Source organism: Mitsuaria sp. 7, from assembly GCF_001653795.1.
Classification (GTDB): Bacteria; Pseudomonadota; Gammaproteobacteria; order Burkholderiales; family Burkholderiaceae_C; genus Roseateles.
Genome location: NZ_CP011514.1, coordinates 45,751 through 58,829, shown reverse-complemented (window position 1 = coordinate 58,829; position 13,079 = coordinate 45,751). Strand labels below are relative to the sequence as shown.

At 67.9% G+C, this 13,079-nt stretch carries 13 protein-coding genes; 2 read left to right on the top strand and 11 right to left on the bottom strand.

The genetic code is table 11. The features are described from left to right. Positions 1–240: 240 nt before the first annotated feature. The 6 genes from ABE85_RS00215 to ABE85_RS00190 form a co-directional block, all read right to left on the bottom strand. Entirely contained in the window at positions 241–1,035 is a 795-nt protein-coding gene (locus tag ABE85_RS00215; protein WP_067269027.1) for a molybdopterin-binding protein, read from the bottom strand. 76 nt (positions 1,036–1,111) lie between these two features. Next, positions 1,112–2,089 carry an EI24 domain-containing protein gene (locus tag ABE85_RS00210; protein WP_067269025.1) on the bottom strand — a complete coding sequence of 326 codons (978 nt, stop codon included), beginning with the start codon at positions 2,087–2,089 and terminating at the stop codon, positions 1,112–1,114. Beyond that, positions 2,089–3,141 (bottom strand): sterol desaturase family protein, encoded by a 1,053-nt coding sequence (locus tag ABE85_RS00205; protein WP_157521802.1) that lies wholly within the window; start codon positions 3,139–3,141, stop codon positions 2,089–2,091. The genes ABE85_RS00210 and ABE85_RS00205 overlap by 1 nt, the downstream gene beginning before the upstream one ends. Positions 3,142–3,172: 31 nt before the next feature. Further along, a complete protein-coding gene (locus ABE85_RS00200) occupies positions 3,173–4,054 on the bottom strand; it encodes a polysaccharide deacetylase family protein (RefSeq protein WP_231993342.1) in 882 nt (293 codons plus the stop codon). A gap of 116 nt (positions 4,055–4,170) precedes the next feature. Further along, complete coding sequence (locus ABE85_RS00195) at positions 4,171–5,199, bottom strand: YncE family protein (RefSeq protein ID WP_231993188.1); 1,029 nt, start codon at positions 5,197–5,199, stop codon at positions 4,171–4,173. Between the two features lie 229 nt (positions 5,200–5,428). Next, positions 5,429–6,241 carry a TIGR00266 family protein gene (locus ABE85_RS00190; protein ID WP_067281505.1) on the bottom strand — a complete coding sequence of 271 codons (813 nt, stop codon included), beginning with the start codon at positions 6,239–6,241 and terminating at the stop codon, positions 5,429–5,431. Between the two features lie 83 nt (positions 6,242–6,324). Between ABE85_RS00190 and ABE85_RS00185 the strand changes: the two genes are divergently transcribed. Then, entirely contained in the window at positions 6,325–7,131 is an 807-nt protein-coding gene (locus tag ABE85_RS00185) for an IclR family transcriptional regulator C-terminal domain-containing protein (protein ID WP_067281502.1), read from the top strand. Positions 7,132–7,223: 92 nt separating this feature from the next. On the opposite strand, the gene phbB is transcribed toward ABE85_RS00185, so the two are convergent. The 3 genes from phbB to phaC all read right to left on the bottom strand — a co-directional run bounded on the left by phbB (position 7,224) and on the right by phaC (position 11,220). Continuing rightward, positions 7,224–7,961, bottom strand: coding sequence for an acetoacetyl-CoA reductase (phbB, locus tag ABE85_RS00180; protein WP_067269022.1), 738 nt, complete (start codon positions 7,959–7,961; stop codon positions 7,224–7,226). Positions 7,962–8,079: 118 nt separating this feature from the next. Further along, positions 8,080–9,267, bottom strand: a complete 1,188-nt coding sequence (locus ABE85_RS00175; protein ID WP_067269020.1) for an acetyl-CoA C-acetyltransferase — start codon at positions 9,265–9,267, stop codon at positions 8,080–8,082. A gap of 183 nt (positions 9,268–9,450) precedes the next feature. Continuing rightward, positions 9,451–11,220: a class I poly(R)-hydroxyalkanoic acid synthase gene (phaC, locus tag ABE85_RS00170; RefSeq protein ID WP_067269018.1), complete on the bottom strand. Its 1,770-nt coding sequence runs from the start codon at positions 11,218–11,220 to the stop codon at positions 9,451–9,453. Between the two features lie 159 nt (positions 11,221–11,379). Here phaC and ABE85_RS00165 point away from each other — a divergent pair, with 159 nt between their 5' ends. After that, positions 11,380–11,730, top strand: coding sequence for a hypothetical protein (locus ABE85_RS00165; protein ID WP_067269016.1), 351 nt, complete (start codon positions 11,380–11,382; stop codon positions 11,728–11,730). Here ABE85_RS00165 and pgeF read toward each other — a convergent pair. After that, on the bottom strand, positions 11,650–12,393 hold the full coding sequence (pgeF, locus tag ABE85_RS00160) for a peptidoglycan editing factor PgeF (protein ID WP_082938169.1): 744 nt from the start codon (positions 12,391–12,393) through the stop codon (positions 11,650–11,652). The two genes, ABE85_RS00165 and pgeF, sit on opposite strands and share 81 nt — an antisense overlap. A gap of 46 nt (positions 12,394–12,439) precedes the next feature. Then, positions 12,440–13,078 (bottom strand): maleylacetoacetate isomerase, encoded by a 639-nt coding sequence (gene maiA, locus ABE85_RS00155; protein WP_067269014.1) that lies wholly within the window; start codon positions 13,076–13,078, stop codon positions 12,440–12,442. Between the last annotated feature and the right edge of the window lies 1 nt (position 13,079).

Genomic DNA, 13,079 nt, shown 5'->3' with positions numbered 1-13,079 from the left:
AATCACTCCTAGAGGGGGCTGGAAAGAAAGAAAGAGTCGTGGGGCATCGGCCCAGCGGGGACGATTTAGCAGTTTGCATGCCAACAGATGGCGGCACGGTGACAGTCAGGCGCCAGAGCGGTGCATGGCACGCAAGCCCTTGATGCCCAACGCGCCAGACGGGGGCGGAGACGGCCGATCAGAGAGGACCGCCGCCGGACCACCCGTGACACGCTCCTCGCACGCGCCCGGATCGGTGCATCATCGCACCAATTCAGTGCTGATGGAGGCACCAAACTGGACCACGCCGGCACGCAGCGCGGCGTAGGCGTCGTCCATGGCGGCGGCGTCGCCCTTGACGCCCAGTTCGATGTGCCGACCCCACTGCGGGTGGTCGACGCTGGGCAGCGAGAAGACCTTGATGCCGGGGAAGTCGGACTCGATGCGCTCCATCAGCGGCGTGAGGCTGGCCTCCATCGCGCCTTGCACGATCAGCGAGCGCTCACGCGTGCCGACCTCGCGATGCAGGTCGGCGTGCAGGTGGTCCAGGACCCACTCGATCATCGGGTGCGCCATCACCGGGAAGCCGGGGACGAAATAGGCGCGACCGACCGAGAAGCCGGGGATCTTGTTGTACGGGTTGGGGATGATCGATGCGCCTTGCGGGAACACGCCCATCTCCATGCGGCGCAGTGTGTCGGGATGGTCGCGTTCGGGCGTCGTGCCCTGCTCTGCCGCCATCTGCTGGACGCGCTGCCAGATCAGGTCCGCGGCTTCAGGATGCAGCTCGAGCGGGCGTCCCAGCGCCGCCGCCGCGGCCTGCCGCGTGTGGTCGTCCGGCGTCGCGCCGATGCCGCCGCAGCTGAAGAACAGGTCGCCGCCCTCGAAGGCGGCGCGGTACTCGCGGATCAGGTGCTCGCGGTCGTCGCCGAGGTACTTCGCCCAGGCGAGCGACAGCCCGCGCGCGCTCAGGAGTTCGATCACCTTGGACAGGTGCTTGTCCTGGCGTTTCCCGGACAGGATCTCGTCGCCGATGATGAAGAGGCCGATGTTCATGCGGGGTTCCTGCGAAAGCGTGGGAGCGGAGGTCGGCGCGGGCCTGGAGCGGGCCTGGAGCTGGCCTGAAGCGGGATCAGAGCGGCGACGGCTTGTTCTCGATGCGGGGCGTCGCACCGGGGGTCGGGTCTTGCCTGTCGTCGACAGGCTCGACCCGATCGACCGGGTCCAGGACACGCGGCGGTGTCGCCTCGTAGTTCGCCGGCAACGCGTCCATCACCGGATCGGGCACGCGATCGGAGAGGGTGTCGGCACGGCGCATCTCCTGCAGCGCGGCCAGCGCGTAATGCGCGAACCACAGCGAGCTGAACGCGAAGACCAGCGTGTACAGCCAGACCGAGACCAGGATGAGCACCGGCGCGAAGGCGATGGTCAGCGCGCCCAAGGCCCAGATCGCGGCGGGGGCCGCGCCGAGGTAGCCGGTCGCCAGACCGAGCACCAGCAGCGGCATCCGGTGCTCGTTGATCAGGCGGCGGCGCTCGGGGCCGGACGCGTGTTCGGCGAGCACGTCGAAGGTGAAGACACGGTAGCCCAGCCAGCCCCAGATCAGCGGCGGCAGGATCAGCGCCAGCGGCGGGATGAGCCAGAACGGCAGCGACGCGACCAGCAGCACGACGCACAGCACCGTGTGACCGAGCGACCAGCTCAGGCTCGCGACGAAGCCCGCGCCGCGCTTGCGCTCCAGGCCGGCGAAGCGCCGCTGCGCGACGAGGTCCACCATCGAGGGCGTCATCAGCAGCGCCACCAGCAGCAGGCTCAGCACGACCAGCGCCGGCACGGCCATCGCCAGCACGATGATGGGCGCGAGCACGCTGCGGAACGACGCGGCGCCCAGGCTGTCCAGCCACTTCAGCATGCCGTCGATGAGGCTCCACGATTCCATCGTGGCGCGCACGCCGGCGACCGCCGCTTCCCAGAAGAAGTAGCCCAGCCCGAAAGCCAGCGCCGCCGACACGACCAGCGGCAGCAGCGACAGGCCGATCACCCGCGGATGCAGGCAGTACGCGGCCGCGCGCCAGAACGAGTCCGCGAGGCGGCTCATCGGCTTGATCATCAGTCGTTCCCTCCGGCCGGCGCGCGGCCGGCGATGTCCATGGGCGCGCCGCCGGGCGGGCCCGCGCCGTTCCCGGGCGCGGCCGCGATCTTGTCACGTCCGACCAGGCGCTTGAGCCCCAGCCACTGCTGCGCCCAGAAGCCGCGTCCGTAGTCGCGGCCGCCCTCTTCCGGCAACTGGTCGCGCACGCCGGTCGGATCCCAGCGGTCCTCGAAGTTGGCGGTACGGAACAGCACGTCCCAGATCGGGAACATCACCGCGAAGTTGTGGCCGCCCAGGGTGCCGCGACCGAAGCCCTCGTGGCCGATGCCGATCGAATGGTGCAGCCGGTGGAAACGCGGGCTCACCAGCAGCCGCTCGCCGATCAGGCCGAAGGTGAGGCGCAGGTTCGCGTGCTGCAGGTTCTCCAGCAGCTGCGAGATCGCCACCAGCGCGACGAACTGGCCGGGACCGACGCCGATCAGACGCGCGGTGATGGCCACGGCGCTGTCGATGATCAGGTCGTCGAGCAGGTGGTTGCGGCTGTCGCTCCACATCGTCATCTGGCGCTGGCTGTGATGCAGCGAATGCAGCGCCCACCACCAGTGCCACGAATGCTGCGCGCGATGCAGCCAGTACATCAGCAGGTCGAAGGCGACAAGGTAGAGCACGAAGCTGACCCAGGCCACGTCGGTGACGCCGGGCCACAGCGCGTCGAGCTGGAAGGTCGGGATGCCGTGCATGCGCATCTCGCCGACGGCGCCGTCGAACAGCGGCTCCAGCGAGAAGAACATGACCAGCCGGAACAGGCCCAGCCGCTGGATCAGCGTGTAGACGATGTCGATGCGGATCGCGTGGCGGTCGGTGACGGCCTCGGCCGGACGCCAGCGCTGCAGCGCGCCGATCACCGCCAGCATCACGACGATCTGGATCAGGCCGACCAGCAGCCAGCCGGTCGCGTCGAACGCGTCCTCGAGCAGGTTGCCGTAGCCCAGGTTGAAGACGATCGGTTGGATGACGCTCTCGAACAGCGCCTGCTGCGCCTGTCCGAACAGATCGGTGAACCAGTCCATCACGCTGTCGGTCCTCCTGGAAAACGATGCATCAGCGCCTCAGCGCGTCCTTCGGGCCCGGTGCCCCGGCTCCGCCGCCGGACGCCGCCGCCGGTGTGGGTGTCGAGGTGGACGCCGCCTTCAGCGCCACCGCCTCCTGCGGCTTGCGCATCCACGCGACGTACTCCGGATGATCGCGCAACGGCGCGAAACACATGCCCCGGTTTTTCAACCCTTGCAGCAGCGGCTCCAGCACCGTCGGCGCCCACGGATCCTGGCGCGACCAGATGCCCAGGTGGGCCATCAGGATGTCGCCCGGCTTGACGCGTCGCAGCGCCTGCTCGAGCAGCGCCTGGTTGGGGAACTTGTCGCTCGGCAGTTCGTCGCCGAGGAAGCCCGACGCGTTCCAGCCGACATGGCGGAAACCGCAGGCCTGCGCCGCAGCGAGCAGCGCCGGCGAGGTACGCCCGGCCGGCGCGCGGAAGATCATCGACATCGGCCGGCCCGTCATCTCGAGGAACCGGCGCGCGGGGCGCTTGAGCTCCTCGCAGTACTCGGCCGGGGTCAGCACGACGTTCTGCGGCACCTGCTCGCCCGCGGCGCGCTTGAAGCGGAACCTGCCGTCGGGCAGATCGGCCGACCAGGCGTCGTGGAACCAGGTGTGGGAGCCGAAGTCGTGGCCCTGCTCGGCCAGCTGCTTCCACCACGGCGCCCACTTGTCGTCCAGCGTCTGGCCGCCGTCCATCGTCGGCTCCTGAGCGAGGAAGAACGTCGCCTTCGCGTCGAAGCGCTTGAGCGTGTCGACGATCAGCGGCGCGACGCCCATGTGGCCGGTGTCGAAGGTCAGGTAGACGGGCTTGTCGCAGGGCGCGGCGGTCGGCGCCGATGCCCCTTGCGGCTGCGCCTGCACGACCGCGGTCAGGCCGACGAGCAGCGCCGCGCCATGACGCAAGGCGCCGCGCAGCAGACGGCGGCGCGGAGGGCGCGATGGGCGCGATGCGCGCAATACGGACGAAGTCTTCACGGGCAGCGGCCTGGGTCCGGACGCACTCACTGGCGCGGCATCTGGTCGAGGGTCCAGACGCCGTGCGGCGACTTGCCTACCTTGACCTGCTGCAGGATCTGCTTGGTCTGCAGGTCCATCACCGTGAGCTTGCGGGCCCAGCGCGACGTGAACATCAGCGTGCGGCCGTCGGTCAGGATCTCCATGTCGTCCGGGCCGCCCGGGGCCTTGAAGGTGTCGACGACGCTGAAGTCCGCCAGCGCGATCTTGCTGATCGTGTTGGCCGCGCGGTTGCTCACCAGCACATGCTTCCTGTCGCCGAGCGCGCGGAACGAGTGGGCGCCGTCGCCGGTCTCGAGGCGCTTGACCAGCTTGGGCTGCGCGAGGCTGACGTCGTAGACCTCGACGCTGCGCTCGCCGGTCAGCGCGACCAGCAGGTACTTGTCGTCGGGCGTCAGGTAGAGGTCGGCGGGCAGTTTCCCGACGGGGATCTTCCAGCGCGCGGCCATGGTGTTCAGGTCGATCGCCAGCAGCTCGCTGCTGTCCTGCAGGCTCGCGTAGACGACGCTGCTCCTGCTGTCGATGGACAGGTGGCTGGGCGTCTTGGGCGCGGAGAAGCGCTTGAACAGGGCCATCGGCTGCGCCGCGTTCTGCGGCTGCCACTTGTAGATGTCGACGTGGTCCAGGCGGTTGCCGGCCAGCACCAGCCACTTCATGTCGGGCGAGAAGCGCAGGTGGTACGGGTCGGGGATGCCGCGCACGGTGCGTTGCACCTCGGCCGTCACCGGATCGAGGAAGGTCAGCGAATCACCCAGCGCATTCGCCACCACCATCGTCTTGCGGTCGGGCGTCAGGTACAGGTGATGCGGCTCCTTGCCGGTCGGGATGCGCTTGATCTCGCGGAAGTCCTTGGGGTCGATGACGCTGATGTCAGCGTCCAGCGAGTTCAGCACGAAGATGGGACTGCCGGTGGCCGCGAGCGCGACCGGGGCCACGGTCAGCGCGCCCAATCCGGTCACGACCAGCGCGGTGACGGCCAGGGCGGCCCGCACGGGCCGCACGAGGGAAGACAGCATGAAGATCCTCAACAGGAGATGCCTGGCGCGCCCAGCGCCACGCAGCCCTCAAGTGTAGGCGGGTTCACCCTAGGTCCCGGGCGGAACAGGGCTGCACAGCCCCTGCTGATGCGGGCTTGGGCGCCAGACGGGGCCCCACCCCTCCCGTTGCATTCAGTTGCGCCAGACTTGCCGCCAGGGTTGCGGCAAGTCTGCGCATGGCGAACTTCTTCGACGGCCTGAAGCCGCCTTATTCGTCGTCGCCGCCGAGCAGACCGCCCAGCAATCCGCCGCCGGCCAGGCCGGTCAGCAGTCCCCCTTCTTCCCGAGAGCCCCCGCGCTGCGGGGCCGCGGCGAAGACGCGAGAGGCCAGACGCGAGAACGGCAGGCTCTGCAGCCAGATTTCGCCGGGGCCGGTCAGCTTCGCCAGGAACAGACCTTCGCCCCCGAACAGGGCGGTCTTGATCTTGCCTACGTACTGGATCTCAAAACTCACGCTGGGCGTGTAGGCGACGACGCAGCCGGTATCCACCAGCAGCGTCTGACCCGGCTGGAGCGTACGTCGAACCACGGTACCCCCCGCATGCACGAAGGCCAGTCCATCACCATCGAGCTTCTGCATGATGAACCCTTCGCCACCGAAGAAGCCTGTCGACAGGCGTTGCTGGAGAGCAATCCCCAGCGACACCCCGCGGGCCGCACACAGGAACGCATCCTTCTGGCAGATGAGCGTGCCCCCGAGCTTGCCGAGATCCATCGGCAGGATCTTGCCGGGATACGGCGCCGCGAAAGCGACCCGCAACTTCCCATGACTCTGGTTCGTGTAGACCGTGGTGAACAGCGATTCCCCGGTCACCAGCCGCTTGCCGGCGCCCAGCAACTTCCCGAAGAAACCGCCCTGGTTGGCGGACCCGTCGCCGAACACCGTGTCCATGCCGATACCGGCATCCATGAACATCATGCTGCCGGCTTCACCGATCGCAGCTTCGCCGGGGTCGAGTTCGACCTCGACGAACTGCATCTCGGCACCCTTGATTTCGTAGTCGACAACATCCATGGCCATGGTCTTCACCTTCTGTCTTTTCACTTGGAAACGGGCGCGATATTAACGTTTCGCGGCCTTCCTCTACTGCGGTCATGACGCCCATGTCTCCTGACGAAAGCGCAACCAACGCTCCCCTGAAGCCTGGTGACAGCTACGTGCAATCCTTTGCACGCGGCCTGTCGGTGATCCGGACCTTCGATACCCACCACGCCCGGCAGACGCTGACGGAAGTCGCCAAGCGCTGCGGGCTGACGCGCGCCGGCGCGCGACGCATCCTGCTGACGCTGCAGACGCTGGGCTACGTGAGATCGGAGGGGCGGCTGTTCGAGCTGACGCCCAAGATCCTGGACCTCGGCTTCGCCTACCTGTCCTCGCAACCGCTGTGGCGCTTCGCCGAACCGGTGGCCATCCAGCTGGCCAACGACCTGCGGGAGTCCGTCTCCATCGCGGTGCTCGACGGCGAGGACGCGGTCTTCGTGCTGCGCGCGCCGCTGCGCAAGATCCTGTCCGATCCGATGGGCGTCGGCAGCCGGCTGCCGGCCTGGGCCACGGCCACCGGCCGCGTGCTGCTGGCCTCGCTGACGGTCGAGGAACGCGAGACCCGCGTGGCGCAGGTGCAGCTGGCGCGACGCGCCAGCAACACCGTGCGCTCGCACGAGGAGCTGCGCGCCGCGATCGAGCAGGCGCGTCGCCAGCACTGGTGCCTGGTGGACCAGGAGCTGGAAGACGGCGTGCTCAGCGTCGCCGTGCCCATCACCGGCCGTGACGGTCGTGTCGTGGCGGCGATGAACGTCAGCACGCATGCCTCGCGCACGCCGCCGCAGCTGCTGCTGGAGCAGGCGCTGCCCAAGCTCCAGGCGGCGGCGCAGAACCTGTCGCAGCTGCTGGTGCTGATGAAGAAGGACTGAGGCTCAGGGCGCCAGCGAGCGCTTCCCGCGCTCCACAACGACGAAGGGCTGCCGAGGCAGCCCTTCTTCATTGGATGATCGCCGGTGGGCGCTCAACCCATGTGCAACCCACCATTGCAGCTGAAGTCAGCCCCAGTAGTGAAACCGGAGGTCTCGCCCGCCAGCCAGCCGACGATGGACGCGATTTCCTCGGGCTCGCCCAGGCGCTTCACCGGGATGCCGGCCACGATCTTCTCCAGCACGTCCGGACGCACCGCCTTGACCATGTCGGTGCCGATGTAGCCCGGGCTGACGGTGTTCACCGTGACGCCCTTGGCCGCGAGTTCCTGCGCCAGCGCCATCGTGAAGCCGTGCATGCCGGCCTTGGCCGCCGAGTAGTTGGTCTGCCCGACCTGGCCCTTCTCGCCGTTGACCGACGAGATGTTGATGATGCGGCCCCAGCCCTTGTCGATCATGCCCGGCACCACCTGCTTGGTGACGTTGAACATGCTGTTGAGGTTGGTGTCGATGACGGTGTCCCACTCGTCGCGGGTCATCTTGAGGAACATGCGGTCCTTGGTGACGCCCGCGTTGTTGACCAGCACCTCGATCGGGCCGTGCTCCGCGATCGTGCGATCGAAGGCGGCCACGGTCGAGTCCCAGTCGGCGACGTTGCCGACCGAGGCGTAGAACGTGTAGCCCAGCGCGGCCTGTTCGCCCAGCCATTTGGCGTGGTCGCGGCTTGGTCCGCAGCCGGCGATGACCTTGAAGCCTTCCTTGTGGAGGCGCTGGCAGATGGCGGTACCGATGCCGCCCATCCCGCCGGTGACGTATGCAACTTTCTGACTCATGCTTGCCTCCTGTATGGCACCCCGGAGCGCCGCGTCCGCGGCCGGGATGTCTGGAATGTCGAAACGGGAAAGACGCGGGAAAGACGAAGGAAGGAACCTGGGGAAGCGGGGACCGGCTTCAGCGTTCGACGCAGAGCGCGACGCCCATGCCGCCGCCGATGCACAGGCTGGCGATGCCCTTCTTCGCATCGCGCTTGATCATCTCGTGCAGCAGCGTGACCAGGATGCGGGCGCCGGACGCGCCGATCGGATGGCCCAGTGCGATCGCACCGCCGTTGACGTTGACCTTGCTGACGTCCCAGCCCATCTCCTGATGCACGGCGCAGGCCTGCGCGGCGAAGGCCTCGTTGATCTCGAGCAGGTCCAGGTCCTTGGGCGACCAGCCGGCGCGCTGCAGCGCCTTGCGCGAGGCCGGCACCGGGCCCATGCCCATGGTCTTGGGATCGACGCCGGCGCTCGCGTACGACGCGAGACGCGCCAGCGGCGTGAGGCCCAGGGCCTTGGCCTTGGCGTCGGTCATCAGCATCAGGCCCGCGGCGCCGTCGTTCAGGCCCGAAGCGTTGCCCGCGGTCACCGATCCGGCCTTGTCGAAGGCGGGCTTCAAACCCGCCAGCGCTTCGGCGTTGGACTTGCGGTTGATGAACTCGTCGGCCGAGAACACGACCGGATCACCCTTCTTCTGCGGGATCGTGACCGGCACGATCTCGGCGGTGAAGCGGCCCGCGTCCTGCGCCGCGGCGGCCTTCTGCTGGCTGGCGAGCGCCAGTTCATCCTGCTGCGCGCGGCTGACGTGGTACTCCTTGGCCACGTTCTCGGCGGTGATGCCCATGTGGTACTGGTTGTACACGTCCCACAGGCCGTCGGTGATCATGGTGTCGACCAGCTTCCAGTCGCCCATGCGCTGGCCCTCGCGCGAGCCGGGCAGCACGTGCGGGGCGAGGCTCATGCTCTCCTGGCCGCCGGCGATGATGATGTCCGAGTCGCCGTCGCGGATCGCCTGCGCGGCCAGCATCACGGCCTTCAGGCCGGAGCCGCAGACCTTGTTGATCGTCAGCGCCGGCACGGTCACCGGCAGGCCGGCCTTGATGACGGCCTGACGCGCCGGGTTCTGGCCGACGCCCGCGGTCAGCACCTGGCCGAGGATGACCTCGTTGATCTGGTCGGGCTGCAGGCCGCTGCGGCGCAGCAGTTCCTGGATGACGATCGCGCCCAGCTCGCTGGCCGGGGTCTTGGACAGCGTCCCTCCGAACTTGCCGATCGGCGTGCGCGCCGCGGCGACGATGACGATGTCTTGCGGTGAACTCATGACTCGCTCCTCTTTCGAAACTGCTGAACGTCGGACGTCAGCGGGTGAAGGCTGAATGGACTCTGCGGAATCAGCACTGCGGAATCAACGGTGCGGAATCAACTCTGCGGATTGGACTCTGCGGAATCAGGGACTCGGGATCAACTTTGAACCGGTTGGGTTCTCACTGCGCGGGAGTGGGTTTCACGCGCGCTGCTTCACATAGCGGCCTGGCGCCGGCTCGATGGCCTCGTGGCCGTGACCGCCCGGCTTGCGCGGCGCCGCCTTCTGCGGCCCCGCGTGGCCGGCCAGCCACTGCGACCAGTCGGTCCACCAGCTGCCGGGATGCTCAGTAGCGGATTGCAGCCATTGCTGGTTGTCGGCGGGCAGCGCCGCGCCCTTCCCCAGCCAGTGGCTGCGCTTCTTCTTCTCCGGCGGATTGATGACGCCGGCGATGTGCCCGGACGCGCCGAGCACGAAACGCTTCTTGCCCTTGAACACCTGCGTGCTGCGGTAGGCGGCGTCCCACGGGACGATGTGGTCCTCGCGCGAGCCGTAGATGTAGACCGGTGCCTGGATCGCGCCGAGGTCGATCTTCTCGCCGCAGACGGTCAGCTGGCCGGGGATGCGCAGCTCGTTCTGCAGGTAGGTGTGGCGCAGGTACCAGCAGTACATCGGGCCCGGCAGGTTGGTCGCGTCGCCGTTCCAGTACAGCAGGTCGAAGGCCGGCGGCGCGTCGCCCTTCAGGTAGTTGCCGACGACGTAGTTCCAGACGAGGTCGTTGGGACGCAGGAAGCTGAAGGTCGTCGCCAGCTCCTGGCCCTTGAGCATGCCCGGACCGCCGACGGCCTGATCGCCCAGCGTCATCTCGCGCAGCTGCACGGCCTGCTCGTCGATGAACAGGTCCAGGATGCCGTTGCTGCTGAAGTCGATCAGCGTGGTGAGCAGGGTGACGCTTTCGGCGGGCTGTTCACCGCGCGCAGCGAGCACGGCCAGCGCCGTCGCCAGGATGGTGCCGCCGACGCAGAAGCCCAGCGTGTTGATGGTGTCGGTGCCGGCAATCTCGCGCGTGACCTCGATGGCCTTGATCGCGGCCTTCCCGATGTAGTCGTCCCAGGTCCAGCGCACGCAGTCCGCATCGGGATTGCGCCAGCTCACCACGAAGGTGCGATGGCCCTGCGCCACCGCGTAGCGGATCAGCGAGTTCTCCGGCTGCAGGTCGAGGATGTAGTACTTGTTGATGCAGGGCGGCACCATCAGCAGCGGCCGCGCATGCACCTTGGCGGTCAGCGGCTTGTACTCGAGCAGCTGGAAGAACTCGTTCTCGAAGACGACGTGGCCTTCGGTCGTCGCGACGTTGCGGCCGACCTCGAAGGCGGACTCGTCGGTCTGCGACACGTGGCCGCGCTGCACGTCGGCCATCAGCAGCTGCAGGCCGCGCGTGAGGCTCTCGCCCTGCGTGTTCAGCGCGCGCTGCTGGGCTTCGGGATTGAGCGCGAGGTAGTTGCTCGGCGAGGCGGCGTCGACGAACTGCTGCACCGCGAAGCGGACGCGCGCGCGGGTCTTGTCGTCGGCCTGCACCTGGTCGGCCATCCGCTGCAGCGTCTTCGCGTTGAGCAGGTAGAGCTGCGCGGTGAAGTGGGCGAGTCGGTTCTCGTTCCACGACGCGTCGGCGAAGCGGCGGTCCTTCAGCGGCGGCGTCGTGGCGGCAGGCGCCGAGGAAGCCGTCACGCCGTGCGGGGCCGCCTGGGAATCACCGAGCGCTGCGTTCCACAGCGCACTGGCCTGGCTGATGTACTCGGACTGCAGCTGCGTCCACGCGTCGGGCGGGATCTGCATTGCCTGCAATTGCTTGAAGGCATCGCCGAACCCATGCGACAGACCGCTGGCCGCCTGTTGGGCCTGCTGAGCCCAGTGTTCGAAACCGTGGACCGGAATGCCGGGGAATCCGGCGGCGGCGTTGTTCGCGCTCATGTGTCTCCTCATGCCGACCTGGGCTGGAAGCTTGCCACAGCCGATCACGCGGAAGATGCGGATCGACGGGGAGGCTTCGCATATGCTCAGGCGCTTTTGTAGCTCGATCAGCTTACCCCCGCGTGACGCTGCTGTCGCGAAGACCCGAGGAAATCGTTGATGTATCTGGTGGCCATCGCGTGGATGTATGTGGTGCTGATGATGGCGGTCGTCGAGGCCTTCAGCTCGCAGGGAACGGTGCTGGGCGCGCTCATCACCTTCGTGTTCTACGGGGTGGTACCGCTATCGATCGTGATGTACGTGATGGGGGCGCCGCGGCGGCGCGCCGCACGCAGGAAGGCGGAGGCGTCCGAGAGTCCGCATGACAAGGGGGAAGGCGCTGTTGCGTCGATGCCAACATTGATGCCGACATCGACGTCGACAAGCCCCTCAGCGCAGTCGGATGACGGCGGCCATGCGCCCGCTGCGCAGACCGTCGACGCGCTCGTGGCGGAACGAAAAGAATCGTGACGGCTCGCTGAGCGTGCACCAGCCACCGCCGCTGACGGCCCCGATACCGAGCGCTTCGAGTCTTCGTCGCGCCAGACCGTAGAGATCGGCACGCCAGCGCGCCTCGCCCTGTTCGTTCCGTTGGAAGCGGAACATCGGCTGATCCTGATGAAGAGGCTCGGCGGCGAAGGCCGCGAGCACATCGGCACCGACCTCGAACTGATCCGGACCGATGCAGGCGCCCATCCAGGCGCTGATGTCGCGAGGTTCGCAGCGCACCGCCGCGCACATCGCCGCGACGGTGTTCTCGAGCACGCCGCCCGCGAGCCCGCGCCAGCCCGCGTGCGCGGCACCGACCACGCCCGGCCCGGCGAACAGCACGGGCAGGCAGTCCGCTACCATCACCGCGCAGGCGAGCGCGGGATCGGTGCTGATGGACGCATCGGCGGGTTCGGGATCGGCGCCGGGCAGCGCGTGTTCGGGGCGCAGGCGCAGCACGGTCGTCCCATGCACCTGCTTCAGGAAAACCGGCAGACCGCCGATCGAGAGGGCGACGCGCCGACGGTTCTCGATGACATTCGCCGGATCGTCGCCGACCGAGCGCCCCAGATTGAGGCTCGCCAATCCGCGCTGCTCATCCGGCGCCTCCGGACCGCCGCTGACGCCGCCCGCGCGCGTGGTCATGAACGCATCGACGTGCGACGCGGTCCACGACGGCCGCAGCCAGTCCTCATTCAGCATCGGGGCACGCGCTCGGCTGCGTCTTGCTGAAGGCATCCAGCGTCATGCACTGCTCGAAGATCTTCATGACCGTCGGCACGTGATCGAGCCGGCTGTTGAAACGCTGCGCGTTGAAGATCTGCGGCACGAGCACGCAATCGGCCATCGTCGGCGCATCGCCGAAGCAGAAGCGGCCCGACCGCCCTTCGGCCTTCAGACGTTGCTCGACGACCGCCAGCCCGCTCTCGACCCAGTGATGGATCCAGCGGTTCTTGTTGTCTTCGCCGACCGCGAGGTCCTTCACCAGGTAGCGCAGCACGCGCAGGTTGTTCAGCGGATGGATCTCGCAGGCGATGTCCTGCGACAGCGCGCGGATGTAGGCGCGGCACAGCGCGTCGCCGGGCAGCAGCGGCGGCTCGGGATGCGTTTCATCGAGGTACTCGATGATCGCCATCGACTGCGTGACAAGCGCGTCGCCGTCCTTCAGCAAGGGGACCAGGCGCGACGCGGACACGGCGGCGTAGGACTCGTTGAACTGCTCGTTCTTCGCGAGGTGGACGGACTTGTAGTCGAAGTCCAGGCCCTTGAGCGCCATCGCGATGCGGACGCGGTACGAGGCGGACGAACGGAAGTAGTTGTAGAGCTCCATG